Here is a 26,345-nt window from a genome sequence, read left to right as displayed (position 1 = left end):
GCAACAAACTCCATTGAGGGCTTTTATACCCAGGTGAAATGGAGTTGTCCTGCCCTGCCTTCATTGCTTTCAATGGGTAAAACCCATGCATATAAATTTTATAACAAAAAATTTTTCGTAGGAGGAGTTTATGAAATATCAAAAAGGTAATACTGGAAGAGTTTTTATAGCAAAATTTGAAGATGGTGAAAATCCTTTAAATGAATTGACTGAATTTGCCAAAAAAGAGAAGCTCCATTGTGCCATATTTTGGTTAATTGGTGGGTTAAAAGGTGGCAGATTTGTAGTAGGTCCTGAAAATGATACACTTCCGCCCATTCCAATTTGGCGGGAAATTACAGGAAATCATGAAATTATAGGCATTGGAACAATTATCTGGCATGGTGATGAACCTAAAATCCATTTACATGGTATCTATGGAAGAGAAGATTTTGTAAGAATGGGATGTATGAGAGAAAATCCGGAGGTATTTCTTGTTCTGGAAGCAATAATAATGGAAATTACTGATGTAAATGTTACAAGAGAACTTGATGAAAAATCCAAAATGATACTTCTTAAGGTATAAATGATTAGAGTTAAAATTTGCGGGATAACAAATATGGAAGATGCACTATGGTCAGTAAAATGTGGAGCCGATGCTATAGGATTTATATTTTATAAAAAGAGTCCAAGATATATAGATCCTGAAAAAGCAAAGGAGATAATAGAAGCTCTTCCACCATTTATAAATTTTGTTGGCGTATTTGTAAATGAAAATGTTGAAAAAATTAATGAAATCATAAATTTAACTGGAATTGACACAGTCCAACTACATGGAGAAGAGATTCCTCAATTTTGTAATAAATTTAAACGAGTTATAAAGGCATTCAGAGTCACCGAATTTGGTAATCTCCCAGATGGTAAATCCCTTGAAGAAGTTTTGCCTAATTACAAAGTATCTGCTTTCCTGATTGACAGTTTTAGTAAAGATGAATATGGAGGTACAGGCAAAACTTTTAACTGGGAGGTAGCTAAGATAGCAAAAAAATTTGGTAATATCATTCTTTCTGGGGGATTAAATGTTTTTAATGTTGAAGAAGCAATAAAAAAAGTAGCTCCCTATGCTGTTGATGTAAGTAGTGGAGTAGAACTTTATAAAGGCAAAAAAGATCATGAACTTATAAAAAAATTTATTGAAAAAGTCAAATCAAAAATAAAGGAGAAATAAGATGATCAATTGGTTGCCTTACAAAAAAGAATCCCTTCATAGGGCTGAACATGAAAAGAAGCCAATTTTTTTGCATATCTCTGCAAAATGGAGTAGTTATTGTAAGAAAATGAAAAAAGATGTATTAGATGATCCAGAAATTAGTGGAATTATAAATAGAAATTTTATTCCTGTCTTTATTGACCGTGATGAAAGACCTGATATTGACTCAATATATCAGAAAGCATCATATATTATTGGACAAGGAAGTGGCTGGCCTCTTAATCTTTTTCTAATTCCAGATGGAAGACCCTTTGCTGGATTTACTTACAAAAGTAATGAAAAAAAAGATTATTTCAGGACAATGATAGAAAAAGCTCTTGAACTATATCAAACTAATCAAGAAAAAATTTCCACACGAGCACAGGTAATAGTAGATGCAATAAAACCAATAGAAGTTGCATCGTCTGATATAAGAGAGGAACTTGTCCATAATCCAGAAGAGGATATAGTTAAAGAGATGGACTTTGAATATGGAGGATTTAAAAAAACTCCTAAATTTCCACCTTTTGCCCATATTGATCTTCTTATCTGGAGATACTGGATAAAAAATAAGCCCTGGGTTTTCAGTGGAATAGAAAAAACACTAAAAGTTATGGTATCAGGAGGTATATATGACCATATTGAAGGCGGATTTCATAGATACAGTATAGATAAACAATGGTTAGTACCTCATTTTGAAAAACTTGCAGTAGACAATGCATGGCACATTATCAATTTTCTCGATGCTTTTAATATTTTAAAGGACTTTTTTTATAGAGAGATTGCCATGGAAACAATTGATTATATGATAAAAAATTTATTTTCTAAAGATGGTTTTTTCTGTGCAAGTCAGTTTGCCGATGAGTTCTATTATACATGGGAAGAAAAAGAATTAAGAGAAATCTCTGATTTAACTATCACCCTTGTTGATGAAAAAGCCATGATAGATGGAAGATTTATTATCATAGGTAGAGATAGGGAATTAATTAAACAACTGAGAGAAAAATTTATTTCAAAAAGAAAACAAAAAGATGCTCCTTCTGTAGATAGTACTCTTTATTGCTTTGTAAACGGAATTTGTGCCGATGCTTTTATAAAAGCTTGGAGAACAATAAAAGACAGAAATCTTTTGAATATGGCTCTTCAATCTATTGAAAACACACTTTCAAATTTGTTTATTGGTGAAAAACTTTATAGAAAAATCGAAGACATTCCTGCCTTAATAGATGATTATGCCTACATGATTTCTGCACTTATCTCAGCCTATGAAGTTACCGCAGAGGATAAATATCTTCACAGGGCTTCAAAATTAATGGATTTAGCTATGGAAAATCTATGGGATATGCAAAAGGGAGGTTTTTTTGATTCTCCAGAGTCTATTTTTTCAATAAGACAGAAAAACATTCATGATACTCCCTATCCATCACCAAACTCTATTATGATAATAAATTTTTTAAAGCTTTATGCCATAACTAAAGAAGAAAGATTTATGAACTTGGCAATTGTTGCTTTGAAAGCCTTTTCAAATTTAGCCTCTGCTTATCTTTCTCCTTACTATGTAAAAGCCCTCCTTAGCTATTTTGATTTACTTACATTAAATTTTTATACAAATTTAGAATCTCCCCTTGGAAAGGCAACGATTCATCAAATAACACCCTTTACAGTTATTGCCCACAGAGGAAGGGACAATAATTATATAATTCCGTCAGTTGGATCAAAACAGTTTGATCCAATTTATAAACCAGAAGAATTAGCAAAATTTTTAAGATTATGATATATTATAATTATATAAAAAATTTTTTATAGGAGGTTTATTATGGAAATAAAAATTCTTGGTCCCGGATGTGCTAATTGTTACAAAGTTGAAGAAACCGTTAAAAAAGTAGTTTCCCAGCTTGGAATTCAGGCTGATGTCATACATATAAAAGATTTAAAAGAGATTTTCAAATATACTCAAGTCACTCCAGGCTTGCTTGTAAATGGAAAACTTAAACATTCGGGATTTCCGCTTCCATCAGAAGACAAAATAAGAAATATCTTAATTGAAGAACTCAATTCAAAATAATTTTATCTGATAATAAAAAATTTTAATTTGTATAATTTTGGAAAATTTAATAAAATCCAATCATGTTAGATTTTCTGACATATACATTTCCTATTTCAGGTGTTACAACAAATATACTTATTCCACCTCTGGTTGCTTTCATTGTTTCTTTTTTTACATCAATGGGAGGAGTATCTGGAGCATTTCTTCTATTGCCATTTCAGGTAAGTGCCCTTAACTATACATCTCCGGGAGTAAGTGGAACTAACTTTATTTTTAATGTAGTTGCTATTCCCTCTGGTGTTTACAGGTATCATAAAGAAAAAAGAATTCCCTGGCCCCTTGCATGGGTTATTATGGCTGGAACAGTTCCAGGCATTATCATTGGATATTATATAAGAATAAAAATTCTTCCAGATCCAAAGTCTTTTAAATTTTTTGTCGGTCTTGTTTTGCTTTACATTGGTGTAAGGCTTTTTCTTGATGTTTTCAAAAAGAAAAAAGCTGAAACACAAAAAAAATTTGACCAGAAACTTACAAAAGAAGCTGTGGTCAAAACAACATCTTTTTCATTAAAAAGGACTGAATATGAATTTTGGGGAGAAAGATTTTCTTTCAGTACAATTTGGGTATTTATCCTTGCCTTTGTTATAGGAGTAATAGGTGGTGCCTATGGAATTGGTGGTGGAGCAATTATGTCTCCTTTTTTGGTAACATTTTTTAAGCTTCCTGTTCATAGCATAGCAGGTGCTTGCCTTATGGGTACTGCCACGGCTTCTGTATTCGGTGTTATCTATTATGCAATTCTTCCTTCACCAGCAGGACTTCAGACAAGTCCTGACTGGTTACTTGGTTTACTTTTTGGAATTGGTGGAGCCTTTGGAATATATCTTGGTGCAAGGGTACAGAAACATGTACCTCAAAAATATATAAAGCTTATTTTATCGATTATAATTGTCTATATTGCCCTAAGATATATAATTCAATTTTTTGTTTAGATTTTTTAATATTAATAATTTGTAAGTCTACCTTCAAAAACTTCCTCTGCTGGTCCTGTCATATACACATGACCATCCTCTGCCCACTCAACATGTAAATCCCCCCCTAAGAGATGAACGGTAACTTTTTTTTCTGTAAAACCTTTTTTTATTGCTGCTACTGCAGTAGCACAAGCACCTGTTCCGCAGGCAAGAGTTTCTCCTGCTCCTCTTTCCCAAACCCGCATTGTTATTTCCTGTGGATTTTGTACAAAAGCAAATTCTACATTGGTTCTTTTTGGAAAGATTGGATGATTTTCAATTAACGGACCGTATTTATAAACAGCAAAGTCCTTAGGCTCTACAGAGAGAAAAATAACTGCATGGGGATTACCCATACTAACACAGTTAATTTTTGTATGCCATCCTGAAACTTCAAGGAGTATATCAAATGCCTGTTCTCCTTCTACATCAACAGGAATCATAGAGGGATTAAATTGGGGAATTCCCATATCTACCTGAATAAGGTTTCCTATTTTTTTAGGTTTAATAATTCCAGCAAGGGTTTCTACTTCAAGTACTTCCTTTTTAGAAAGTCCTCTATCCCAAATATATTTAGCAAAACACCTTATCCCATTTCCGCACATCTCTACCTCTGAACCGTCAGCATTAAATATTCTCATTTTAAAATCTGCAATCTCTGAGGGATAAAGAAGCAGTAGCTGATCTGCTCCAATTCCAAATCTGCGATTACAGTATTTAACAGCAAAATCTTCTGGATTAGGTATATCCTGTTTTATACAATCAATTAAAATAAAATCATTACCCAATCCATGCATCTTTATAAACTCTAATTTTTTATTCATAGAAGCTCCTCCGGTATAATTTCATTTCTGATCAAATCTCGATAGGTCTCCCGTTGTCTTATCAGGGCATACTGTTCTCCTTTTACTAATACTTCAGCTGCTCTTGGTCTACTGTTATAATTCGATGACATACTAAAACCATAGGCTCCTGCGCTCATAACAGCAAGATACTCACCGGGTAAAATTTTTTCTATCTGTCTATCCTTTGCAAGAAAATCTCCTGACTCACATATAGGTCCAACTATATCTGCTAATATTTTATTTCTGTCTTTGGAAGTTACAGGTTGTATTTCATGGTAGGAACCATAAAGAGTAGGTCTTATGAGGTCATTCATTCCTGCATCAACTATTATAAAATTTTTTTCTTCCGATGTTTTAGTGTATAAAACCTTTGTAACAAGTATTCCTGCATTACCTACAATTGATCTACCTGGCTCAATTATGATTTTTCCTTTTTTATTTTTAATAAGTGGAATTAGAGCATTAGCTAAATCTTTTGGATGGGGTGGTTCTTCATCTTTATAAGTAATTCCAAGTCCACCACCAATGTCAATGTATTCAATATTTAAATCGAATTTGACAAGTTTATCATATAAATCGAGAATTTTAGATAATGCCTCAACATAGGCTTTAGTTTCTGTAATTTGTGAACCTATATGTTTATGAATTCCGATTATCTTGATATTTTCTAAGGATTTAGCAAGCTTGTAATAATCAAGGGCTTTTTCTATTGGAATACCGAATTTGCTTGTTTTAAGTCCTGTGGCAATATATTTGTGGGTTTTTGGATCAATATCAGGATTTACTCTTAGGGCAACAGAAGCCTGTTTTTTTAATTTTTTTGCTACTTCATTTATTTTAATTAGTTCAGCTTCCGACTCTACATTAAACATTAATATTTTACTTTTAAGAGCATACTCTATTTCTTCCTCTGTTTTCCCAACACCTGCAAAGACTATTCTAAAAGGTTTAATTCCAGCTTTTAATGTTTTGTAAAGTTCTCCTCCTGAGACAATATCAGCACCAAGCCCTAATTGAGCAAAAAGATTCAGTATTGCTAAATTAGAGTTGGCTTTAACAGCGTAGCAAATTATGTGAGGGACTTCACAAAAAGCTTCTTCATAGGCTCTTACATGTCTAATAAGAGTTCCATAACTATAAATATAAAGAGGAGAGCCAAATTCCTTAACAAGTTCAATTACAGGAACATCTTCAGCATATAATTGTCCATTTTTATAATTAAAAAAATGCACTGATACCTCCCATTTATAAAATTTTTATAAAATAATTATAAAATTATACAAAACTTGAGAAAAAATTCGAAAGTCCTTTGCTGACATTTCAAATTTACAATAGAGAAGTGCTGTCTTGGATAATTTTTTTTATTTTCAGCCAAAAATAGAAAAGTCTCACACTTTAATTTGTAATTCTAAGCGCAAGCGAAGGATATCTTCTTTTTTTGAAGAAAGTTCCTTTGATTTCCCATCAGGACAACGCATTGGAACATGAAGTTCCTCTATTTATCTTTAAAAATGTTTACATACAGTGGGATTAAAAGCCGAAATTGCAATAGCTATAGCAATTTTAATAATCATACTGATAATTACAAAAAAGGAAATAGTTTGAAATTGTGAAGCTTTTCAAGAAAGCTCTTCCTCAGTTTCTCCTAAAATTTTATTTTGTAAAAAACATTTCAGATGCAGCAATCAAGGATGCTTTAATTATCAAATTTTCAGGAATAGCCTCATAAGTATTCCCCTTAAAATGAATAGTTCTACAGTCTTCGTCTCCACAGACACTACAACATTTCGATTTCCCCGTCTCTGCACCCAGCCATTCCTCAAGAGGTTTATTATTAATTAATATTAGATTGGAACTAAGTGGAGTTTTACTGAATTCAACTTTATTCAGTTCAATTTTTTCTAAGATAACCTCAATATTAAAATGTTTAAAAGCTTCTTTAAGCTTAAAAAAGGCTTCTTCAATTTCTTTCTCTGTCTCCGAACATCTTGGACAGGTAGAGTTATTGTAAAGAAGTCTCTGCCATTTGATAATAAGTTTTTTCATCTTTGCCTCTTCTTAGAGAATGATAAAATATAATAAAAATATTTTATTAAATTAGTCAACATTTTACACTTTAAAAACAATTTTAAAAATTAAGCATAAAAATAATTAAATATGATTGGTCTTAATTTTGAGCATCTAGATGTTTTTGCTCCTAAAAATTCACTTATACAAAAAATTCTAAACGGTTATGTTGCTTGTGAATAACAGATTAGGTAGCATATCAAGAAGATCAATGTCAGTCTATAAGTTATATTTTGTAGCTAAACCTAAAATGTCAAAATCTCTAATGAGCGAAGATAGTTTTCCTCAATTAGCAAATTTAGACTGGCAATTATGATAATAAAGGGCAGGAAAATTAAAAAATTTTTTATTTTTTGACAAATTTTATTGACTAATTTACAGTTTTACTGGTAAAGTATCTTAATTAAATTCATAAAAGAGAGGAGGGGAGGAACTGAATGCCCTCTGTAAATGTAAGAGATATGGATTCTTTTGAGTCAGCTCTCAAATTGTTCAAAAAGCAGTGCGAAAGAGAGGGAATTCTTTCAGAGATCAAAAAAAGAGAACACTATGAAAAGCCGAGCGTAAAAAGAAAGAAAAAAGTTCTTGCTGCTAAAAAAAAGCTGGCAAAAAAATTAAAAATGCTATCTAAATAATTTTTTCTCAATGATTAATAGAGGAGTTTATGAAACGTGAGCTCCTCTATTTTTTTTATTAATCCATTTAAAAGGAGGATCTATGAAATTAAGAGATTTATATAAAAAAGCTATACAGATTGGTATAGAAAATGATCCCAGAGGAAAAGAGCTAATATTAAAGGAATTGGAAAAAAGAAAAAAGGATTATGAAACACTTTCTGAAAAGAAAAAACAGTTTTTTGATATGGAGTCTTTAGAAAATCCCTATGCTGACTCAAGAATTCTTGTAGGAAGCGGTGATGAAGAAATTAAAACAATAATAGCAGGAATAGACATGGAAGTTGGCGAAGTAGTTTTAGCTGATGCTTTAAGGCAAAAAGGTGAAAGAGTAGATTTAATTATCTCTCATCATCCTGAAGGTGGAGCTTATGCAAGGCTATTTGCAGTAATGTATATGCAAGCGGATATTCTTGGAAGGTTTGGTGTGCCTATTAATATAGCTGAAAGTCTTATGGAAAGCAGAATTAAGGAAGTCGAAAGAAAACTTATGCCAGTAAATCATACAAGGGCTGTTGATGCAGCAAGACTTCTTAATATTCCTTTCCTGTGTTTACATACACCTGCGGACAATATGGTTGCAACTTATTTACAGAAAATTTTTGATGATAAAAAACCTTTTACTTTAGACGATGTCATTGAAATTTTACTTGAAATTCCAGAATACAGAGAGGCTGAAAAAAACAATGCTGGTCCAAGAATTTTAATTGGCAACAAAGATAGAAAAGCAGGGAAAATATTCGTTGATATGACAGGAGGAACAGAGGGATCAAAGGATATATTCAACAGTATAGCATTAAGCGGAATTAATACCATAGTAGCTATGCATTTAAGCGAGGAGCACCGCAAAGAAGCAGAAAAAAATCATATAAATGTAGTTATTGCAGGACATATAGCAAGTGATAATTTGGGATTAAATCTTTTGCTTGACCGAATTTTGGAGGAAGAAGATATTAAAATACTTGAGTGCTCCGGTTTTGTAAGAGTAAAAAGGCAATAAGCCTTTTTTGCAATGGATTACCAAAAATTATTAGAAGAAATAAAAAGCAAAATTGATATTGTTGACTTTATATCAGAATATATTAACTTAACTAAAACAGGACAAAATTACAGAGCTTTATGCCCTTTCCATCCTGAAAAAACTCCTTCTTTTTTTGTAAGTCCATCAAAACAAATTTTTCATTGTTTTGGCTGCGGTAAAGGAGGAGATCTCCTTAGTTTTTTAATGGAGTATGAAAAGCTTTCATTCATTGAAGCCTTATCTATGTTAGCTACTAAAGCTGGCATAGAACTTCCAATTAATAAATCATCTACCTATTCAATTCCTAAAGATAAACTTTATCAGATTTATGAAATTGCTACAGAAATATATTCAAAAAAACTATCTGAATCTCAGATAGCTCAAAGATACTTAAAAGAAAGAGGAATTAATCAAGAAAGTATTGAAATTTTTAAAGTCGGCTATGCACCTGAAGAAAAAGATTTTTTATATCAGCATCTAAAAAAACAGGGGTTCGATGAAAAAATAATTAAATTTTCAGGTCTTATACATAATTTCATGGATTTTTTCAGAGATAGAATCATTATCCCTATTCATGATTTAACGGGAAGAGTTGTTGCCTTCGGAGGTAGAATTATTCAACAGGATTCTAAACTTCCAAAGTATATAAATTCATCGGATACGCCGATATTTAAAAAAGGTAATAGCATCTTTGGACTATGGCAGGCAAAACAATATATTAGACAAAAAGGATATGCCATTTTAATGGAAGGATATCTTGATGTAATTTTATCTCATCAATACGGATTTAAAAACTCTGTTGCTCCCTTAGGTACTGCCTTAACGCAGGAACAATTAAATAAATTAAAAAGATTTACCAACAAAGTGGTTATTGTCTTTGATAGTGACGAAGCTGGAACACAGGCAGCAGAAAAAATTCTTCAGACTCTCTTTCAGAAAGGCTTTATTGTTAAAATCGCAAGATTACCTGATGGACAGGACCCTGCAAGTATACTGCAAAGGTATGGAGAAAAAACTTTTAAAAATTTTATTGCAAAAGCACTATCACCGGTAGATTTTATTTTAGAGACTAAATCCAAAAAAACTCTAAATGAAAAAGTTTATGAACTTCTTCATAAAATTGCATATATGAACAATCTTATTTACAGAGATGAATTAATAAAAGAACTATCTGAAAAGTCAACAATAAATGAGCTTACATTAAGAGAAGAGATTAAAAAAATTTTAACTTCTTTGAAAAAAGAAAGAACTTTTGAAAAGAAAAGTGGTACTAATGTTTTAAATGAAGAGGAGACTCTTTTGAGAATAGCACTATCTTTTCCTGATAAAATTCAACCCCTATTAAGCAAAATTGAGCTTGAAACACTGGAAAATCAAATTGTAAGGCAAATATTTTATAAGATAAAAAATATTACTGATACAGACAAAAAGGAAGCAAAAAATGATTTCACAGTTGACAAATTTTTAAACACTTTAACAGAAGAAGAAAAAAGATTTGTATCTAAGTTAATAATCTCCGCAGAAATTGATGAAGATTATATCATGGAGAATTTAAAGGATTGCATAAAAAGACTTAAAATAAAATTCATAGATAAAAAAATTAAAGAATTAAGCAAATCAGCCGATAAAAATCTTTTACAAAATCTTATAAGGCAAAAGAAAGAAATTTTAAGGAATTCTTATGAAGGATTATGAGGAATCTTTTGACGAACTGAATATTAATTTTGACAATTTTGAAGGAAAAGAAGAAGTATTTCAGATTAGAGAGTCCGAAGATATATACGATATTCTGAAACTATACTTCAAGTTAATAGGGAAAATACCTGTTCTTACAAGGCAGCAGGAAGAATCATTAGCAAAGTTAATTGATAATAAAAAACGACAACTTATCGAAGAGTTTCTTAGTATTCCCTTTGTCTACAACAAAATTGGTTCTTTAAGTGAAATTTTTATTAAAAATCCAGAAAAAGCAAAAGAGATAATTGATGAAGAGGAATTAGAAACTGAGGAAATTAAACATAGATTCATTCAAATTTCTGAGAGTATAAAGGCGATAATGAGAAGAAAAAAGAATAACAGAGAAATTTTAAAAAATTTTTTCAATATTCCCTTAAAAGATGAATTAATTGTGATGTTTTTTGAAGAACTCGAAAAAATATACAACTTAGCCCAGAGAGGCAATGATGTAATTGATACTGTTGGATTACCCACTGAAGAATTTATAAAACGGTTTGATAATCTTCAAAAGATATTTTTTGAGTTTTCTGAAGCAAAAAATAAATTAATAGAGGCAAATCTAAAATTAGTTGTAAGCATTGCTAAAAGATATTTAGGTAGAGGGTTACCTTTGGAAGATTTAATTCAGGAAGGAAACATAGGATTGATGAAAGCTGTTGATAAATTTGAATATAAAAAGGGATTCAAATTCAGTACATATGCAACATGGTGGATAAGACAATCAATTAACAGAGCTATAGCAGATCATTCAAAGACTATCAGAGTACCTGTTCATATTGTTGATAATATATGTAAAATTAATAAATTATTCAGAGAGATTTGTCAAAAAACAGACAGCAACCCTGACTTAAATGAAATTTCTTCAATCTTAGACATATCTGTTGAAAAAATTGAAGAAATTTTAATGATTACTAAAGAACCAATATCAATAGACATCAGTTTAAGGGAAGATGATGATACTTTATTAATAGAAACTATAGAAGATTCTAACTCACCAAATCCCTATTATGAATCTATGCGTAATGAATTAAGAGAAAAAATACTTGAACTCTTTATAAATCTTACAAATAAAGAAAAGGAAATTTTATTAAAACGTTATGGCATTAATCATGATAGACCTGAAAGTCTTGAAGAGGTTGGCAAAGAACTCCACATTTCAAGGGAAAGGGTAAGACAATTAGAATTAAGAGCAATGCGTAAATTAAAACGAATGAGCGGTCTTAAATGGCTTAGAGATTTCATTAAGGAATCTTGACTTAACCCCATTCTTAGGGTTATAGTAATTTTGTAACATTTTTAAAAAGGGCCCATAGCTCAGCTGGCCAGAGCTACCGGCTCATAACCGGTTGGTCCCAGGTTCGAATCCTGGTGGGCCCATTTTAAATAAAAGGAGTGAAAGTTTTGTGACAGAAGAGTTAAAAACTCTCATTGAGTTACAGCAAATAGATTCCCAAATAATTTCTCTCAAACATACATTAGATACTATTCCTTCTGAATTAAAAAAAATCGATGGAATGATTAACAAATTTGATAAAGAGTTTGAAAATGAAAAAAAGAAACTACAAGACTTAGAAAAGAAAAGGAAAGAAAAAGAAAGACAGATAGAAGATTTACACGAGAAAATAAAAAAACTAAAAGAAAAAACTTCTCAGATAAAAACGAATAAGGAATATCAAGCATTACTTCTTGAGATCAGTTTAATTGAAGATTCAATAAAAAAGGAAGAGGACAATTTGCTTTTAATGTTTTATGAAATTGATGAAAATATAAAACTACTGGAAAAAAGTAGAAAGGAATGGGAAAGCAAAAAAAATGAAATTCTTCAACTAAGAAAAGACATAGAGAGTGATGCAGAAAAAATAAACAATGAAATAGAAAACCTTAAAGAAAAAAGAAAAAATATTGTCTCTCAACTTCCTTCAGAATTATACGAAGAATATAAAGAATTAATGAAAAAACACAAAGGCTTAGCAGTAGCAGAAGTTATAGATGAAATTTGCCAGGGTTGTTTCCTTCATATTCCACCACAACTTTATGTTGAAATAAAACTTAACCAGACTATTAAATACTGCCCTCAATGTGGTCGTATTCTTTATTATAAATCCAAGGACAAAAAAGAAGAGCAAAAGGTTTCCTCTGAATGAAGGCAAAGCTGTACTGCGATGGAGCATCTCGTGGAAATCCAGGAGATGCGGGAATAGGTTGTTTACTTGTTATTGATAATAAAAAAATAGAAATATCTGAGTATATTGGAAAAACAACAAATAATGTAGCAGAATATACCGCTTTGATAAGAGGGCTTGAAGAGGCATTAAAACACAAAGCAAAAGATATTGAAATTTTCTCAGACAGTGAACTTCTTGTTTTTCAGATATCTGGTATTTACAAAGTAAGAAATAAAAAATTAATTCCCCTTTATGAAAAAGTTAGAGAACTTTTAAATAAATTTAATCAGTACAAGATATATCATGTATACAGAGAAGAAAATTCTGTAGCAGATAAATTAGCCAAAGAAGCATCATGGAAAACAGAAGAATAAGATGCAAAATTTGTAACAGCCTTAAAGAAGGAATTATCCTCAATCATTACAATCTTAAGTTATGCCTTGAATGTTTCCCCTCTTTTTTTAGAAAAAGGGTAGTTGATACCATCGAAAAATTTAAAATGTTTGAAAAATCTACACCAATTTTAGTTGCCCTTTCAGGTGGAAAAGACAGCATGAGTATCACAAAGGCACTTAAGGATTTGGGATATAACATCAAGGCTTTACACATCAATATTGGGATAGATGGATTATCAGAAAAAACAGAAGAACTTGTTAGTGCTTTTTGTGAAAAAGAAGGAATATTATTAAAAATTTTAAAATTAAAGGATTTTATTGATATTCCATTGGTAAAACTTTCTAAAGTAACCAAAAAACCTGTATGTGCAGTATGTGGAATGCTTAGAAGATATTTAATGAATAAAGAAGGAGAAAATCAAACAATTGTTACAGGACATACTTTAAACGATGAAGTTTCATTTATACTGAAAAATATGCTTTTCTGGAATGATGATTTATTATCAAGAATCTCTCCTGTTTTGAAAGAAAAGGAAGGATTAAACAGAAAAGTAAAACCTCTATGTCTGATTACAGAGGATGAAACAAGGCTTTTCTGTAAAATTTCAGGAATAGAAGTCATAGAGGAAAGATGTCCATATAAATCCGAAGTTTATGATGTATTTAAAGGTATTGTAGAAGAACTGAATAAGAATTTCCCTGGCTCTATTATCGGCTTTTATAAAGGATACTTAAAAAGGAGCAAAAACTTCTATCGGGAAAATGATGATCAAGTTGTGCTAAATTCATGTAAAAAATGCGGATATTTAACCTTAGCAGATTTATGTAGCATTTGCAGATTAAAGGAAAAGCTGTTAGAATATAAGCATGGATGAGGTTTTAAAGGCAGTAAAAGAAAGAAGAAGTATCAGGTCCTTTTTAAAAAAAGAAATTCCTGAAGAATTAATAAAAAAACTTATTGAAGCTATTATCTGGGCACCCTCAGCAGGAAATCTTCAGGCAAGAAAGTTCTTTTTTATAAAAAATAGAGATTTGAAATTGAAACTTGCCTATGCTTCATTAAATCAGATGTTTATTGCAGAAGCTCCATTAGTTATTGTTGGATGTATTGATATTAACAAAATCTATCCGAGATATGGAGAAAGGGGTGTTTATCTCTATGCCATTCAGGATGTATCCTGTAGCATTACAAATGCGATGCTGGTTGCCCATGAAAATGGACTTGGCAGTGTCTGGATCGGAGCTTTTAGAGAAGATGAAGTATCTAAAATATTAAACTTGCCAAAGCATTTAAGGCCTGTTGTAATTTTACCTGTTGGTTATCCAGCAGACATTCCAAAGGCACCTCCCCGTGTATCAATTCATGAAGCAGTGGAGTTTGTGGAATGAGAGATTTTCTCATTGTTTCATTGGAAGCTGCTCAACAGACAGGCAGAATTATAAAAGAAAGAATTGGAACAATCACCAATGAAGAAATCACACAAAAAAGCATTTCTGACTATGTTACAGAAGTAGATGTATTAGCTGAAAAAACAATCATTGATCATATAAAAAAGAGTTTCCCATCCCATCAAATAATGGCTGAAGAGTCATCTAATGACTATAAAAAGGCTGAATATTTGTGGATAATAGATCCTTTAGATGGGACAACTAATTTTATTCATGGGTTTCCAGTAGTAGCCATATCAATTGCATTAATGTATAAAGGAGAACTGGTTTTAGGGGTTGTCCATGATCCAATAAGGCAGGAAATATTTTATGCTGAAAAGAATGGAGGAGCCTTTTTAAATGGGAGAAAAATAAAAGTATCATCAACAAAATTACCTGAGTTAAGCCTTATAGCAACAGGCTTTCCTTTTAGAAATAAACAATATATTGACCCTTATATAAAAATTTTTCGTGAACTACTTTTTTCTGTAAGCGATCTTAGAAGACCAGGTGCTGCAGCAATTGACCTTGCTTATGTAGCCTCAGGTAGAGTTGATGGTTTTTTCGAGTTTTCACTGAGTCCCTGGGATATTGCAGCAGGTATAGTTTTAATAAAAGAAGCAGGAGGTTGCGTTTCAGACTTTGAAGGCAATGAAGAATATTTAAAAACAGGCAATATCATTGCAGGTAATCCTGTAATTCATTCTTTTTTGGTCAAGAAAGTAAAAGATACTTTAGGAGGAATTAATGGGTAAGAGTGTTGTTGAAAAAATCTTAGAATCTCATCTTGTTTATGGAGACTTGAAAGAAGGAAGTCTTATTGGAGTAAGAGTTGATCAGGTTTATACTCAAGATGCAACTGGAACAATGACATGGCTTGAGTTTGAAGCTATTGGATTGGATCAAGTGAAAGTTCCAACTGCAGTTTCCTATGTAGACCATAATATGCTTCAAAGCAATTTTATGAATGCCGATGACCATCTCTTTTTAAAAACATCCGCAGCCCGTTTCGGAGCCTATTTTTCAAGGCCTGGAAATGGTATATGTCATCAGGTACATCTTGAAAGATTTGCTGCTCCTGGAAGGATTGCCTTAGGCACAGATAGCCATACACCAACAGGTGGTGGAATAGGTATGATAGCAATAGGAGTTGGCGGTCTTGAAGCTGCCTCTGTTATGGCTGGTATGCCCTTTGAGTTTACCATGCCAAAAATAGTAAAAATTCACCTTACTGGTAAATTGCGCAGACCCTATGTGACTGCTATGGATGTTATACTTACTCTTTTAAAAATGTTAACTGTTAAAGGTGGAATTGGGAAAATTTTTGAATACGGAGGTCCCGGAGTCAAAGACCTTTCCGTTACTGAGAGAGCAACGATAACTAATATGGGAGCTGAACTTGGAGCAACTACTTCTGTTTTCCCAAGCGATGAAAATACTCGCAGATTTCTTAATGCACAAGGAAGACAGCATCAGTGGATTGAACTTGAAGCCGATGAAGATGCAGGATATTATGAAATAGTAGAACTTGACCTTTCTGAGATAGAGCCAATGATTGCTCAGCCCCATAGTCCTGACAATGTAGTTGCTGTGAAGGATATAAAGGGAATTAAAGTAGATCAGGTTTGTATTGGTTCCTGCACCAATTCATCATATAAAATTATGAAAACAGTAGCATCCATATTAAAAGATAAAGTTGTTCATGAGGACATAACTCTTTTTATAAATCCAGGGTCAAAACAAGTCTATGAGATGCTTGCTAAAGATGGGGCAATCAAAGACATGATTTCAGCAGGTGCCCGAATCCTTGAATCCGCCTGTGGTCCCTGTATAGGAATGGGAGGTGCTCCAGGAAGTGGACAGGTATCCCTTAGGTCATACAATCGTAATTTTAAAGGGAGATCGGGAACTAAAGATGCTTTTGTATATCTTGCTTCTCCTGTAGTATGTGCTCTATCTGCTATTAATGGGAAATTAGTTGATCCCTTTGAAAGTAATATTAAAATTGATGATATTCCTGAACCTAATGAGTTTTCAATAAATGATAACATGATAATTCCTCCAAAGAAGGATAAAGAAATCAAGATAATAAAAGGTCCCAATATAAAAGAAGTACCAGTAAAAGAACCTCTTGAAGAAAAAATCTCTGCAGAAGTTTTACTAAAACTTGGAGATAATATTACAACTGATGACATTCTACCAGCAGGCACTCAGGTTCTGCCTTACAGATCAAATATTCCAATGATTTCAACATTTACATTTAAAAATATCGATGAGACTTTTTATGAAAGAGCTTTTAATGCAAAATCAAAGGGAGGAGGTATTATTGTAGGAGGAGAAAACTATGGGCAGGGTTCCTCAAGAGAGCATGCAGCAATTGCTCCTATGTATCTCGGAATTAAAGCAGTTATAGCCAAATCCTTTGCAAGAATTCACAGAGCAAATTTAATAAATTTCGGTATAATTCCTCTTTTATTTGCGGACCCTCATGATTACGAAAAAATTGAACAGGGAGATATATTAGAGATAAAAAATCTTATTGAAGGTGTTAGGTATAATCAGCGGTATGAAGTAAAAAATTTAACAAAAGATTTTGTTTTTTATGTAAACTCTAATCTTAATTCTAAAGAAAAAGACCTTATCCTTGAGGGTGGATTATTGCCTTATGTAAGAAAAAAGGTTTTAGGATAAGCTTGACAGGTTTATAATTAAATATTTTAAAATTCAATAATTTTCATACACTTATAGGGAGGGCACATGACAAAGGCTGACTTGGTTAACTACATTTTTGAAAAAATAGGATTACCAAAAACTGAGATACAAAAAATTGTTGATACAGTTTTTGAAACAATGAAAGAGGGACTAATTGAAGAGGAAGCATTAAAAATATCAGGCTTTGGTGTTTTTACAGTAAGAAAAAAAGGGTTAAGAATTGGTAGAAATCCAAAAACAATGCAACCCGTTGAAATTAAACCGAGAAAAGTTGTAACATTTAAACCCAGCGAAAAGCTGAAAGAGCAGTTTAAGAAAAATTTAACATAAAATGGGAGAATCTTTACAGAAAGAATTACCTTTTAAGTTATTTTATAAAATAGGAGAGGTAAGCAAAATATTAGGTGTTAATACATATGTTTTAAGGTTCTGGGAAACAGAGTTTCCCTTTTTAAAGCCGAAAAAGACCAAAGGTGGTCAAAGATTATATACTAAAAGAGAAATTGAGATGTTGATTTTGATAAAAAAAATGCTATATGAAGAAAAATATACAGTAGAGGGAGTAAGAAAAAAATTAAGTAAAATATACAATGCTTCTGGTTACGAAATGGACAATAAAAAAGAAATCATAGAAAGAGTTAAAATAAAATTAAGAGAAATTCTTGATATCCTATCATGATCGGGGCGTAGCGCAGCCTGGTTAGCGCACTCGCTTGGGGTGCGAGTGGTCGGCCGTTCAAATCGGCTCGCCCCGATTTTTAATTTGACTATCAAAATATTAAGGGGGTATAATTCAAAATTATGCAAGAAACGCCATTATCAGAACTCATTCAACAGAGAATTAAAAAACTCGAGAATTTAAGAAATATGGGTATTGAGCCCTACGATGGAGTCTTTGAACCTCAACATAGTACATATGAAATTTTTAAAAATTTTGGGAATTTAGACAAAGATCAATTAGAACAAAATATTATAAATACATCAGTTGCAGGAAGAGTTATACTTCTAAGAGATTTTGGCAAAGCAGTTTTTGCTCATTTACAGGATTCGAAAGGTAGGATTCAAATTTATCTTAGAAAGGACCTTTTAGGAGAGAATTTTCAATTAATTAAAAATATTGATATCGGAGATATTATTGGCGTTGAAGGAAGGCTGTTTAGAACCAAAACTAATGAATTAACTATAGAAGTTAAAAATTTTGTTTTTTTAAGTAAATCCCTTAGACCTCTTCCAGAAAAATGGCACGGACTTAAAGATATTGAAGCCCGTTACAGGCAAAGATATGTAGATCTAATTGTTAATCCTTCTGTAAAGGAAACCTTTGTAAAAAGGCAACAGATTATCAGATATTTAAGAGAATTTCTTGAAAATGAAGGTTTTCTTGAAGTTGAAACGCCCATTATGCATACAATAGCAGGAGGAGCAAGGGCAAAACCCTTCAAAACTTATCATGAAGCCCTTGATATGGAACTTTACTTGAGAATTGCTCCTGAACTTTTTTTAAAAAGACTTCTTGTTGGTGGATTTGAAAGAGTCTTTGAAATAGGTAAAAACTTCCGAAATGAAGGAATATCTACAAAACATAATCCCGAATTCACAATGATAGAATTTTATGTTGCCTATAAAGACTATAACTGGTTAATGGATTTTACAGAAAAACTTCTATGCTATGTTGTTGAAAAAGTTTGTGGTGCCTTAAAAATAAAATACAGTGATGACATAATTGATTTTACTCCTCCGTACAAAAGAATTTCCATGTATGATGCTTTAAAAGAAAAGGGAGTTCCTGAGGAAATATTTAAAAATCAAGAAAAGGCAACTAAGTGGGCAAAAGAAAGAGGTATAGAGCTTCCAAAGGAAGCAAGCCTTCCTAAAATTTTAGATGAGATATTTAAAGAAACTGTTGAACCATTCCTTATTCAACCTACATTCATTATTGATTATCCTGTGGAGCTATCTCCTTTAGCAAAAAGAAAAAAGGACAATCCAGAACTTGTTGAAAGATTTGAACTTTTTATTGCAGGAAGAGAAATTGCAAATGCCTTTTCAGAACTCAATGATCCCATTGACCAGAAAGAGAGATTTCTTAAGCAACTTGAGGAAAGACTTAAAGGAGACGAGGAAGTCCCTGAAATGGATGAAGATTTTATAAGAGCTCTTGAAATAGGCATGCCTCCTGCTGCAGGAGAAGGAATTGGCATAGACAGGCTTGTTATGCTTTTAACGGATAATCAATCAATAAGAGATGTAATACTTTTTCCTCTTTTAAGACCTGAAAAATGAAACTTCCCTTTTTTATTGCTCTAAGATATCTTAAAAGCAGAAAAAAAGGGCTTTCCTTTGGTACGTTAATTTCAATAAGTGGAGTTGCTCTTGGTGTTATGGCATTGATTGTTGTTATTTCCGTAATAAGCGGATTTCATGAAGATTTACAAAAAAAAATTTTAGGTGCCCAAGCCCATGCAGTAGTGCTAAGTTATTCAGGAAGTATAAAAGATTATGATAAGCTTGGAGTTTTTTTCTCGGAAAAAAACGACATTCTCGCATTCTCTCCCTTTGTAATGGGACAGGTTTTAATTTCATCTGGCAAAAGAGCCCATGGAGTATATCTAAGAGGAATTATTCCAGAGTATGATATGAAAACTACGGAAGTTTTTAAACATGTTAAATACAAATATGAAAATTATACTGATCTTCCATGGATAATAATTGGAAAAGAGCTTGCAAATCTTTTAGGAGTATTACCAGGAGATTCTATTACAATAATCTCTCCTATGGGGTCAATAGGCCCTTTGGGTATTATCCCAAAGGTAAAAAAATTTATTATTACAGGTATCTTTGAAATAGGAATGTATGAATATGATATGAATCTTGCCATTACTGATCTTAAGATAGCCCAGGATTTTTTTGAATATGGCGATAAAGTAACAGGAATTCAACTTAAACTTAAAAATGTCTATAAAGCTAACACAGTAAGTCAGTCTCTTAGTAAAGAGCTTGGCGAAGATTATTATGTGAAAGATTGGATGCAAATGAACAGAAATCTTTTTTCTGCTCTAAAGCTTGAAAAATTTGCTATGTTTGTTATACTTACATTAATAGTGCTTGTTGCCTCCTTCAATATAATAAGTATGCTTATGGTAAATGTAACAGAAAAACAAAGAGATATTGCTATTCTTAAGTCAATGGGAGCTACAGATAATTTAATAAAATTGATTTTTATGTATCAGGGATTTCTAATTGGTATAATTGGTGTACTAATTGGACTTACAGGAGGACTGATTTTGTGTGAAATAATTAAATCCTATGAAATTGTAAAACTTCCTGCAGATGTTTACTATTTAAGTAAATTGCCAGTAAAGGTTAAAATTTTTGATATTATTTTAATCTCAGTTTCAGCATTGTTTATTAGTCTTGTATCTACTGTATATCCAGCTCATAGAGCTGCTAAAATAAATCCAGTAGAGATATTGAGGTATGAATAATGTTTAAATTTATAAGAAACATAGGATGTTTATCTATTATTGTTTTAACTATTTTTTTTGTAGTTGCCTTACTTTTTGGAGGAGAGAAAATAAGACAGATAGGTGATAAAACAACGGGAGTAGTAAAAAAAGTTTTCCATTATGCTGCTCAGAAAGCAGACAGTATACATAAAAGTACACTGAAAAAAATAGATGAAATGGCAAAACCTTTTAAATCAGATGAAAAAAGAGATATTGATAACAAAAAACCTTAAAAAGACCTATTTTAAAAAAGCAGGTAAAATAGAGGTATTAAAGGGAATTGATTTTTTAGCCTACGAAGGTGAAATATTAGCAATAACAGGAGCCTCTGGAGCAGGTAAAAGTACTTTTCTACACATAATAGGAACTCTTGAAGCACAAACTGAAGGAGAAATTTTATTTAAATTTGATACTGAAATAAACCCATCAAAGTTATCGAGAGATGCTCTTTCAGAATTTCGTAATAGGCATATTGGATTTGTTTTTCAATTTCACTATCTTTTACCAGAATTTAATGTTCTTGAAAATGTAATTATACCAGAATTAATTACTAGTGAATTTGGAAAGAAAAAAATAAATAAACACGAACTGGAAGAAAGAGCCTTTGAAATACTTAAAGGATTAGGAATCCATCAAAGAATCCATCATTATCCAGGAGAACTTTCAGGAGGAGAACAACAAAGAGTGGCGGTAGCAAGAGCTTTATTTAAAAATCCATCTATTGTGCTTGCCGATGAACCTACAGGAAATCTTGATTCTAAATCCGCTCAGGAACTTTTTGAACTATTCTTAAAGATTAATGAGGAAAGCAAAACTACTTTCATAGTAGTAACTCACAATGAAGCTTTAGCTCAAAAATGCACAAGAAGATTTAGGATGATTGATGGACTTCTTATAAATATAAATTAATCCTTTAATTTATATCCAGCATCCTCCAATGCTTTGGCAATCTTTTCAATATCTGTTTTATTCTCATCAAAAATTATGTTAGCTTCACCAATTTTTACATCTGCTTCTTCAACTCCTGCAAGCTCAAGCGCTTGAGTTACTCTTTTAATACAATGATTACAAGTCATTCCTTCAATAAAAATTTTCATTTCCTTCATAGTAGAATCACTCCTTTATGTTGTAATAGAAAAATTTTTAATTATTATATAAGAGAGAATCAAATAAAATGTCAGTCCTATTAAAAGTGAAGGAATAATACCAATTTTGGAACCCAAAAAAATAACTGAAAATATATAAGCTAACCAGGGGAAAAGCATAACAAGAAGGCTTTTAGCATAAATAAGAACATTTTTTTCACCAGATTCAAAATAGATAATAATAAAAGTTGTAAGAGTAATAACAGGTAGATTAGCAAAAAAAGCAGCTATTAATCCCTTTGAATGGCTTGCGAAATAGGTCACTAAACTTACAACACTTCCTCCAATCAAGAAATATATTACATATTTAATATCCATTTTTTATTTTATCAGATAACAGGGTTCTCTCAAAAATTTATCTTAAATAAAGGATTATGATATAATATTTTTCTATGTATTATCTTGGAATTGATATAGGAGGCACAAACACGAAAATCGGGTTAATTTCAGAGGATTATAAAATTATAACCCTTTGCAAATTTCCCACAGGTAATAATGTTTTGAATTCATTAATTGAGGAAATTCAGAGTCTTTTTAATCAACATTATATTACTGGTATAGGAGTCGGAGTTGCAGGTTTGGTAAATTCCGAAGGGACTGTAATTGAATCTCCAAATATTCCATCATTAAATAAAGTACCAATCGCCTCTATTTTTAGAGAAAAATTTAATGTCCCTATAAAAGTAGAAAATGATGCTAAAGTATCTACAATAGGTGAAGCCCATTTTGGAGAAGGTTTAGGAATTCGTAGATTCATATTGCTTACTCTTGGGACAGGAATTGGTGGAGGACTTTATGAAGGTCAAAGACTTATTAAATTTCCTATGGAAGTTGGACATATGAGCATTGAATATCAGGGGAAATTATGCAGTTGTGGTAACAGCGGATGCCTTGAGATGTACGCATCTGCAAAGGCAATAAAAGAAACATTGATTGAAAAAATTGAAGATGGAGAACATAGCCAGGCTAAACAACTTTATGAAGGTAATTTTTATAAAATCTCCTCAGAAGATGTTTACAAATTAGCATTAGATGGCGACAATCTTTCCAGACAGGTTTTAAAAAATGCAGGAAAGGCTCTTGGCGCGGGGATAGCAAATCTGATCAATATTTTTGCTCCTGATAAAATAATTTTAACAGGGGGACTTTCAAGAGCAAAAAACATTTATATTGAAACAGCTATAAATGAAGCTAAAAAAAGAGCCTTAAAGGGATTGTCTGAAACAGTTGAGATTGTTCAGTCTCAACGCATAGATTCTGCAGGAGTTTTAGGAGCTGTCTTTTTGCTCAGAAATCAATGAAAAATATCAGAAATTTTTCAATAATTGCCCATATAGATCACGGAAAATCAACCCTTGCAGATAGACTTCTCGAATTCACAGGTGCAGTCAATCTTGCTGGAAAGATGGGACAGATTCTTGATTCAATGGATCTTGAAAGAGAAAGAGGTATAACCATCAAAGCTCATGCAGTAAGACTACAGTACAAAGCAGAAGATGGAGAAAACTATATTTTAAATTTAATCGATACACCAGGACATGTTGATTTTTCCTATGAAGTATCCCGTTCTTTAGCATGCTGCGAAGGAAGCCTTCTTGTTGTTGATGCTACTCAGGGAGTAGAAGCACAAACAGTGGCTAATGCCTATTTAGCAATAGACCACAATCATGAGATAATACCGGTTATAAATAAAATTGACCTACCTCAGGCAGACTCTGAAAGAGTTAAACAACAAATTGAAGATATTTTAGGAATTGACTCTAAAGAGGCAATTCTTGCATCTGCAAAGGAGGGGATAGGCACTAAAGAGATTCTTGAGGCAGTTATTAAAAAAATTCCACCTCCAAAAGGTAATCCCAATGCACCACTAAGAGCAATGATTTTTGATTCATGGTTTGACAATTATTTAGGAGTTATAATTCTTGTGAGGGTTTTTGATGGAAATTTAAAAACCGGAATGAAAATAAAATTGTTTGCCACAGGAAAAGAATATGAGGTGCAGAGACTTGGCATTCTTACCCCCTATCCAAAAGATATTGAGAAACTCTCAGCAGGAGAAGTTGGTTTTGTTGTAGCTGGAATAAAAAACATTGCAGATACAAAAATTGGAGATACAGTTACAGAGGCAGTAAATCCTTCTTCAGAGCCTCTACCAGGATTTAGAGAAGTCAAACCTATGGTTTTTTGTGGACTTTATCCAACAGAAACCCATCAATATGAAGAACTTAAGACTGCTTTAGAAAAACTCCGACTTAATGATTCATCCTTTTTCTTTGAACCAGAAACATCAGCTGCTTTAGGTTTTGGCTTTAGATGTGGTTTTTTGGGACTACTGCATATGGAGATAATCAAGGAGAGACTTGAAAGAGAATTTAATTTATCTTTAATAAGTACTGCACCAACAGTTCGTTACAAAATCATAGAAAAAAATGGAGAAGCTTACTTAATAGAAAATCCAAGCAAAATGCCAAAGGTTTTTGAAGCAATTGAAGAACCCTATATGAAAGTTTCTATAATTGTTCCTGAAAACTTTGTAGGAGATATTTTGAAACTCTGTCAGGAAAGGCGGGGTATTCAGAAAGAGTTTTCCTATATAACAAAGGATAGGATACTTCTTGTCTATGAAATTCCATTAAATGAGATATTATGGGATTTTTATGATAAATTAAAATCTCTTTCAAAGGGATATGCATCTATGGATTATGAACTTTTAGGTTACAGACCAAGTGATCTTGTAAAACTAGATATTCTTATAAACGGTGAAAAAGTTGATGCTCTCTCTGTAATTGTTCATAAGGAAAAAGCCTACTATAGAGGACGAGCAATTGCGCAAAAACTTAGGGAAGTCATTCCAAGACAGCTTTTTGAAGTAGTTATTCAGGCTGCTATTGGTGGTAAAATAATTGCTCGAGAAAGCATTGCACCACTAAGAAAAAATGTTCTTGCAAAATGTTATGGAGGTGATGTAACAAGAAAGAAAAAACTGCTTGAAAAACAAAAGGAAGGTAAAAAAAGAATGAAACAAATTGGTAAAGTTGAAATACCACAGGAAGCATTTCTCTCAGTACTCAAAGTTGAATAGGGAGGAAAAAATTGACAAGTAAAAAAATTTTAGATTACATAAAAAGCATTGGCATTGCTATTCTAATTGCCCTCTTTATAAGAGCCTATGTTATTCAAGCCTTTAAAATACCTTCTGGTTCGATGATTCCAACATTATTGATAGGAGATCATCTTCTTGTAACAAAGTTTATTTATGGAGTAAATCCTCCGCTGATGGATAAAAAAATTCTTGTTTTTGATAAGCCTAAAAGGGGAGACATAATAGTTTTTAAATATCCTGAAGATCCTGATAGGGACTTTATAAAACGAGTTATTGCTGTAGAAGGAGATATTGTTGAAGGAAGAGATAAAAAAATTTATGTTAACGGAGTTGAACTTAAAGAACCCTATGCCAGATATTCTGATTCATTTATACATCCAAGAGAACTTGATCTAAGAGACAATTTTGGTCCATTAAAGGTCCCAAAGGGAAAACTTTTTGTTCTGGGTGATAACAGAGACCAAAGCTATGATAGCAGATTCTGGGGATTTGTTGATCTCAAAGATGTGAAAGGTAAAGCTCTAATTATATATTGGTCATGGGATAGTGAAAATAGTAAGCCAAGAATTGAAAGAATTGGTAAAATTATAAAATAAGATGTTTACAGGAATAATAGTTGAACTTGGCAAAATAGCAGAGATTCAAAAAATTGCACAGGGTGCAAGATTAAATGTATTTTCAAATAAAGTTATTAATGAAGCAAACCTCGGAGACAGCATATCCATCAACGGAGTATGCCTTACAGTTTCTGAAATGGACAGAAACAAAAATATTTTATCTTTTGATGTTTCCTTTGAAACACTAAAAAAAACCACCCTTGGAGAATTAAAAAAGGGAGATTATGTAAATCTTGAACCTGCTTTAACCTTAAACACGAAACTGGGCGGACATCTTGTAAGTGGACATGTAGAAGACACAGGGATTATTAAGAAAATTGAAAATATTGGCGATTATTTAAAAATAGAAATCGAAGCCAAAGATGAAATTCTCAGATACTGTATTCCAAAGGGCTCTATTGCCATTGATGGAATTAGCCTCACAATAGTAGACCTTTATTCATCCTCTTTTACTGTAGTAATTATTCCCCATACAGCTAAAATGACCACAATAGGGTTTAAAAAAGTGGGAGATAAAGTAAACCTTGAAACAGATATCATAGCTAAGTATGTTGAAAAATTTGTAAATCAGGCAACTTCTATCAGGCAGGATCGCCTTATAACAAAATTAAAGGATTATGGATTTATTAAGGAGTAAAA

General features: G+C 32.1%; 30 protein-coding genes and 2 tRNA genes. 27 read left to right on the top strand and 5 right to left on the bottom strand.

The window, feature by feature from the left end:
- The first annotated feature begins 130 nt into the window (after positions 1 to 130).
- From QI155_RS10290 to QI155_RS10270, 5 genes are all read left to right on the top strand, one after another.
- The gene (locus QI155_RS10290) at positions 131 to 565 is read left to right on the top strand and encodes a PPC domain-containing DNA-binding protein (protein WP_068859647.1); all 435 of its coding nucleotides are present in this window, start codon (positions 131 to 133) and stop codon (positions 563 to 565) included.
- The gene (locus QI155_RS10285; protein ID WP_068859646.1) at positions 566 to 1,207 is read left to right on the top strand and encodes a phosphoribosylanthranilate isomerase; all 642 of its coding nucleotides are present in this window, start codon (positions 566 to 568) and stop codon (positions 1,205 to 1,207) included. It abuts the gene before it with no gap.
- A 1-nt stretch (position 1,208) separates the two neighbouring features.
- The gene (locus QI155_RS10280; protein ID WP_068859644.1) at positions 1,209 to 3,002 is read left to right on the top strand and encodes a DUF255 domain-containing protein; all 1,794 of its coding nucleotides are present in this window, start codon (positions 1,209 to 1,211) and stop codon (positions 3,000 to 3,002) included.
- 42 nt (positions 3,003 to 3,044) lie between these two features.
- Entirely contained in the window at positions 3,045 to 3,293 is a 249-nt protein-coding gene (locus tag QI155_RS10275) for a thioredoxin family protein (RefSeq protein WP_068859642.1), read from the top strand.
- Positions 3,294 to 3,355: 62 nt separating this feature from the next.
- Complete coding sequence (locus tag QI155_RS10270; RefSeq protein ID WP_281321548.1) at positions 3,356 to 4,270, top strand: sulfite exporter TauE/SafE family protein; 915 nt, start codon at positions 3,356 to 3,358, stop codon at positions 4,268 to 4,270.
- Positions 4,271 to 4,281: 11 nt separating this feature from the next.
- Here QI155_RS10270 and dapF read toward each other — a convergent pair whose 3' ends face one another.
- The 3 genes from dapF to QI155_RS10255 all read right to left on the bottom strand — a co-directional run bounded on the left by dapF (position 4,282) and on the right by QI155_RS10255 (position 7,182).
- Positions 4,282 to 5,115, bottom strand: coding sequence for a diaminopimelate epimerase (gene dapF / locus QI155_RS10265; RefSeq protein ID WP_068859639.1), 834 nt, complete (start codon positions 5,113 to 5,115; stop codon positions 4,282 to 4,284).
- A complete protein-coding gene (gene lysA / locus QI155_RS10260; RefSeq protein WP_068859637.1) occupies positions 5,112 to 6,368 on the bottom strand; it encodes a diaminopimelate decarboxylase in 1,257 nt (418 codons plus the stop codon). Before lysA ends, dapF begins: the two co-directional genes overlap by 4 nt.
- A 421-nt stretch (positions 6,369 to 6,789) precedes the next feature.
- On the bottom strand, positions 6,790 to 7,182 hold the full coding sequence (locus QI155_RS10255) for a DUF2703 domain-containing protein (protein WP_281321547.1): 393 nt from the start codon (positions 7,180 to 7,182) through the stop codon (positions 6,790 to 6,792).
- A 458-nt stretch (positions 7,183 to 7,640) separates the two neighbouring features.
- Here QI155_RS10255 and rpsU point away from each other — a divergent pair, with 458 nt between their 5' ends.
- The 18 genes from rpsU (at position 7,641) to QI155_RS10165 (ending at position 21,750) form a co-directional block, all read left to right on the top strand.
- Positions 7,641 to 7,838 (top strand): 30S ribosomal protein S21, encoded by a 198-nt coding sequence (gene rpsU / locus QI155_RS10250; protein ID WP_068859633.1) that lies wholly within the window; start codon positions 7,641 to 7,643, stop codon positions 7,836 to 7,838.
- Positions 7,839 to 7,920: 82 nt separating this feature from the next.
- A complete protein-coding gene (locus tag QI155_RS10245; protein ID WP_068859631.1) occupies positions 7,921 to 8,877 on the top strand; it encodes an NGG1p interacting factor NIF3 in 957 nt (318 codons plus the stop codon).
- A gap of 12 nt (positions 8,878 to 8,889) precedes the next feature.
- On the top strand, positions 8,890 to 10,593 hold the full coding sequence (gene dnaG, locus QI155_RS10240; protein ID WP_281321546.1) for a DNA primase: 1,704 nt from the start codon (positions 8,890 to 8,892) through the stop codon (positions 10,591 to 10,593).
- The gene (locus tag QI155_RS10235; protein ID WP_068859627.1) at positions 10,580 to 11,890 is read left to right on the top strand and encodes an RNA polymerase sigma factor RpoD/SigA; all 1,311 of its coding nucleotides are present in this window, start codon (positions 10,580 to 10,582) and stop codon (positions 11,888 to 11,890) included. Before dnaG ends, QI155_RS10235 begins: the two co-directional genes overlap by 14 nt.
- Before the next feature lie 48 nt (positions 11,891 to 11,938).
- Positions 11,939 to 12,012, top strand: a tRNA-Ile gene (locus tag QI155_RS10230).
- A gap of 26 nt (positions 12,013 to 12,038) precedes the next feature.
- Positions 12,039 to 12,779 carry a C4-type zinc ribbon domain-containing protein gene (locus tag QI155_RS10225; RefSeq protein WP_068859625.1) on the top strand — a complete coding sequence of 247 codons (741 nt, stop codon included), beginning with the start codon at positions 12,039 to 12,041 and terminating at the stop codon, positions 12,777 to 12,779.
- Positions 12,776 to 13,174 (top strand): ribonuclease HI family protein, encoded by a 399-nt coding sequence (locus QI155_RS10220; protein ID WP_068859623.1) that lies wholly within the window; start codon positions 12,776 to 12,778, stop codon positions 13,172 to 13,174. Before QI155_RS10225 ends, QI155_RS10220 begins: the two co-directional genes overlap by 4 nt.
- Positions 13,156 to 14,070 carry an ATP-binding protein gene (locus tag QI155_RS10215; protein ID WP_281321545.1) on the top strand — a complete coding sequence of 305 codons (915 nt, stop codon included), beginning with the start codon at positions 13,156 to 13,158 and terminating at the stop codon, positions 14,068 to 14,070. The genes QI155_RS10220 and QI155_RS10215 overlap by 19 nt, the downstream gene beginning before the upstream one ends.
- Positions 14,063 to 14,584: a nitroreductase family protein gene (locus tag QI155_RS10210; protein ID WP_068859619.1), complete on the top strand. Its 522-nt coding sequence runs from the start codon at positions 14,063 to 14,065 to the stop codon at positions 14,582 to 14,584. Before QI155_RS10215 ends, QI155_RS10210 begins: the two co-directional genes overlap by 8 nt.
- The gene (locus tag QI155_RS10205) at positions 14,581 to 15,378 is read left to right on the top strand and encodes an inositol monophosphatase family protein (protein ID WP_068859617.1); all 798 of its coding nucleotides are present in this window, start codon (positions 14,581 to 14,583) and stop codon (positions 15,376 to 15,378) included. Before QI155_RS10210 ends, QI155_RS10205 begins: the two co-directional genes overlap by 4 nt.
- A complete protein-coding gene (locus QI155_RS10200; protein WP_068859615.1) occupies positions 15,371 to 17,314 on the top strand; it encodes an aconitate hydratase in 1,944 nt (647 codons plus the stop codon). The genes QI155_RS10205 and QI155_RS10200 overlap by 8 nt, the downstream gene beginning before the upstream one ends.
- 66 nt (positions 17,315 to 17,380) lie before the next feature.
- A complete protein-coding gene (locus QI155_RS10195; protein ID WP_068859613.1) occupies positions 17,381 to 17,665 on the top strand; it encodes an integration host factor subunit alpha in 285 nt (94 codons plus the stop codon).
- 1 nt (position 17,666) lies between these two features.
- A complete protein-coding gene (locus QI155_RS10190; RefSeq protein WP_068859611.1) occupies positions 17,667 to 18,014 on the top strand; it encodes a MerR family transcriptional regulator in 348 nt (115 codons plus the stop codon).
- 1 nt (position 18,015) lies between these two features.
- Positions 18,016 to 18,090 (top strand) — tRNA-Pro (locus tag QI155_RS10185).
- 46 nt (positions 18,091 to 18,136) lie between these two features.
- On the top strand, positions 18,137 to 19,618 hold the full coding sequence (gene lysS / locus QI155_RS10180; protein WP_281321544.1) for a lysine--tRNA ligase: 1,482 nt from the start codon (positions 18,137 to 18,139) through the stop codon (positions 19,616 to 19,618).
- Positions 19,615 to 20,820 carry a lipoprotein-releasing ABC transporter permease subunit gene (locus tag QI155_RS10175; protein ID WP_281321543.1) on the top strand — a complete coding sequence of 402 codons (1,206 nt, stop codon included), beginning with the start codon at positions 19,615 to 19,617 and terminating at the stop codon, positions 20,818 to 20,820. Before lysS ends, QI155_RS10175 begins: the two co-directional genes overlap by 4 nt.
- Positions 20,820 to 21,074, top strand: a complete 255-nt coding sequence (locus QI155_RS10170) for a hypothetical protein (protein ID WP_068859607.1) — start codon at positions 20,820 to 20,822, stop codon at positions 21,072 to 21,074. Before QI155_RS10175 ends, QI155_RS10170 begins: the two co-directional genes overlap by 1 nt.
- Entirely contained in the window at positions 21,013 to 21,750 is a 738-nt protein-coding gene (locus QI155_RS10165; protein WP_281321542.1) for an ABC transporter ATP-binding protein, read from the top strand. Before QI155_RS10170 ends, QI155_RS10165 begins: the two co-directional genes overlap by 62 nt.
- Here the strand turns inward: QI155_RS10165 and QI155_RS10160 are convergent.
- Both QI155_RS10160 and QI155_RS10155 read right to left on the bottom strand, forming a co-directional pair.
- Positions 21,747 to 21,947 carry a cation transporter gene (locus tag QI155_RS10160; protein WP_281321541.1) on the bottom strand — a complete coding sequence of 67 codons (201 nt, stop codon included), beginning with the start codon at positions 21,945 to 21,947 and terminating at the stop codon, positions 21,747 to 21,749. The two genes, QI155_RS10165 and QI155_RS10160, sit on opposite strands and share 4 nt — an antisense overlap.
- A gap of 15 nt (positions 21,948 to 21,962) precedes the next feature.
- The gene (locus QI155_RS10155; RefSeq protein ID WP_068859600.1) at positions 21,963 to 22,304 is read right to left on the bottom strand and encodes a hypothetical protein; all 342 of its coding nucleotides are present in this window, start codon (positions 22,302 to 22,304) and stop codon (positions 21,963 to 21,965) included.
- A gap of 74 nt (positions 22,305 to 22,378) precedes the next feature.
- On the opposite strand from QI155_RS10155, the gene QI155_RS10150 reads away from it, so the two are divergent.
- Genes QI155_RS10150 through QI155_RS10135 form a run of 4 tightly spaced genes read left to right on the top strand, consistent with a single transcriptional unit; the run spans position 22,379 to position 26,343 of the window.
- Positions 22,379 to 23,287 (top strand): ROK family protein, encoded by a 909-nt coding sequence (locus QI155_RS10150; RefSeq protein ID WP_068859598.1) that lies wholly within the window; start codon positions 22,379 to 22,381, stop codon positions 23,285 to 23,287.
- On the top strand, positions 23,284 to 25,068 hold the full coding sequence (gene lepA, locus QI155_RS10145; RefSeq protein WP_068859596.1) for a translation elongation factor 4: 1,785 nt from the start codon (positions 23,284 to 23,286) through the stop codon (positions 25,066 to 25,068). Before QI155_RS10150 ends, lepA begins: the two co-directional genes overlap by 4 nt.
- Before the next feature lie 11 nt (positions 25,069 to 25,079).
- Positions 25,080 to 25,685 carry a signal peptidase I gene (gene lepB / locus QI155_RS10140; protein WP_281321540.1) on the top strand — a complete coding sequence of 202 codons (606 nt, stop codon included), beginning with the start codon at positions 25,080 to 25,082 and terminating at the stop codon, positions 25,683 to 25,685.
- A gap of 1 nt (position 25,686) precedes the next feature.
- On the top strand, positions 25,687 to 26,343 hold the full coding sequence (locus QI155_RS10135) for a riboflavin synthase (protein WP_068859592.1): 657 nt from the start codon (positions 25,687 to 25,689) through the stop codon (positions 26,341 to 26,343).
- The last annotated feature ends 2 nt before the right edge of the window (positions 26,344 to 26,345 follow it).

It is taken from the genome of Thermodesulfovibrio sp. 1176 (assembly GCF_029946585.1).
Lineage (GTDB): Bacteria > Nitrospirota > Thermodesulfovibrionia > Thermodesulfovibrionales > Thermodesulfovibrionaceae > Thermodesulfovibrio.
This window is presented reverse-complemented; position numbering and strand designations above follow the sequence as displayed.

Coding starts and splice junctions, on each gene's coding strand:
- QI155_RS10290 (WP_068859647.1), top strand. CDS start 131: ATGAAATATCAAAAAGGTAATACTGGAAGAGTTTTTATAGCAAAATTT.
- QI155_RS10285 (WP_068859646.1), top strand. CDS start 566: ATGATTAGAGTTAAAATTTGCGGGATAACAAATATGGAAGATGCACTA.
- QI155_RS10280 (WP_068859644.1), top strand. CDS start 1,209: ATGATCAATTGGTTGCCTTACAAAAAAGAATCCCTTCATAGGGCTGAA.
- QI155_RS10275 (WP_068859642.1), top strand. CDS start 3,045: ATGGAAATAAAAATTCTTGGTCCCGGATGTGCTAATTGTTACAAAGTT.
- QI155_RS10270 (WP_281321548.1), top strand. CDS start 3,356: ATGTTAGATTTTCTGACATATACATTTCCTATTTCAGGTGTTACAACA.
- dapF (WP_068859639.1), bottom strand. CDS start 5,115: ATGAATAAAAAATTAGAGTTTATAAAGATGCATGGATTGGGTAATGAT.
- QI155_RS10255 (WP_281321547.1), bottom strand. CDS start 7,182: ATGAAAAAACTTATTATCAAATGGCAGAGACTTCTTTACAATAACTCT.
- rpsU (WP_068859633.1), top strand. CDS start 7,641: ATGCCCTCTGTAAATGTAAGAGATATGGATTCTTTTGAGTCAGCTCTC.
- QI155_RS10245 (WP_068859631.1), top strand. CDS start 7,921: ATGAAATTAAGAGATTTATATAAAAAAGCTATACAGATTGGTATAGAA.
- dnaG (WP_281321546.1), top strand. CDS start 8,890: ATGGATTACCAAAAATTATTAGAAGAAATAAAAAGCAAAATTGATATT.
- QI155_RS10235 (WP_068859627.1), top strand. CDS start 10,580: ATGAAGGATTATGAGGAATCTTTTGACGAACTGAATATTAATTTTGAC.
- QI155_RS10220 (WP_068859623.1), top strand. CDS start 12,776: ATGAAGGCAAAGCTGTACTGCGATGGAGCATCTCGTGGAAATCCAGGA.
- QI155_RS10215 (WP_281321545.1), top strand. CDS start 13,156: ATGGAAAACAGAAGAATAAGATGCAAAATTTGTAACAGCCTTAAAGAA.
- QI155_RS10210 (WP_068859619.1), top strand. CDS start 14,063: ATGGATGAGGTTTTAAAGGCAGTAAAAGAAAGAAGAAGTATCAGGTCC.
- QI155_RS10205 (WP_068859617.1), top strand. CDS start 14,581: ATGAGAGATTTTCTCATTGTTTCATTGGAAGCTGCTCAACAGACAGGC.
- QI155_RS10200 (WP_068859615.1), top strand. CDS start 15,371: ATGGGTAAGAGTGTTGTTGAAAAAATCTTAGAATCTCATCTTGTTTAT.
- QI155_RS10195 (WP_068859613.1), top strand. CDS start 17,381: ATGACAAAGGCTGACTTGGTTAACTACATTTTTGAAAAAATAGGATTA.
- QI155_RS10190 (WP_068859611.1), top strand. CDS start 17,667: ATGGGAGAATCTTTACAGAAAGAATTACCTTTTAAGTTATTTTATAAA.
- lysS (WP_281321544.1), top strand. CDS start 18,137: ATGCAAGAAACGCCATTATCAGAACTCATTCAACAGAGAATTAAAAAA.
- QI155_RS10175 (WP_281321543.1), top strand. CDS start 19,615: ATGAAACTTCCCTTTTTTATTGCTCTAAGATATCTTAAAAGCAGAAAA.
- QI155_RS10170 (WP_068859607.1), top strand. CDS start 20,820: ATGTTTAAATTTATAAGAAACATAGGATGTTTATCTATTATTGTTTTA.
- QI155_RS10165 (WP_281321542.1), top strand. CDS start 21,013: ATGAAATGGCAAAACCTTTTAAATCAGATGAAAAAAGAGATATTGATA.
- QI155_RS10160 (WP_281321541.1), bottom strand. CDS start 21,947: ATGAAGGAAATGAAAATTTTTATTGAAGGAATGACTTGTAATCATTGT.
- QI155_RS10155 (WP_068859600.1), bottom strand. CDS start 22,304: ATGGATATTAAATATGTAATATATTTCTTGATTGGAGGAAGTGTTGTA.
- QI155_RS10150 (WP_068859598.1), top strand. CDS start 22,379: ATGTATTATCTTGGAATTGATATAGGAGGCACAAACACGAAAATCGGG.
- lepA (WP_068859596.1), top strand. CDS start 23,284: ATGAAAAATATCAGAAATTTTTCAATAATTGCCCATATAGATCACGGA.
- QI155_RS10135 (WP_068859592.1), top strand. CDS start 25,687: ATGTTTACAGGAATAATAGTTGAACTTGGCAAAATAGCAGAGATTCAA.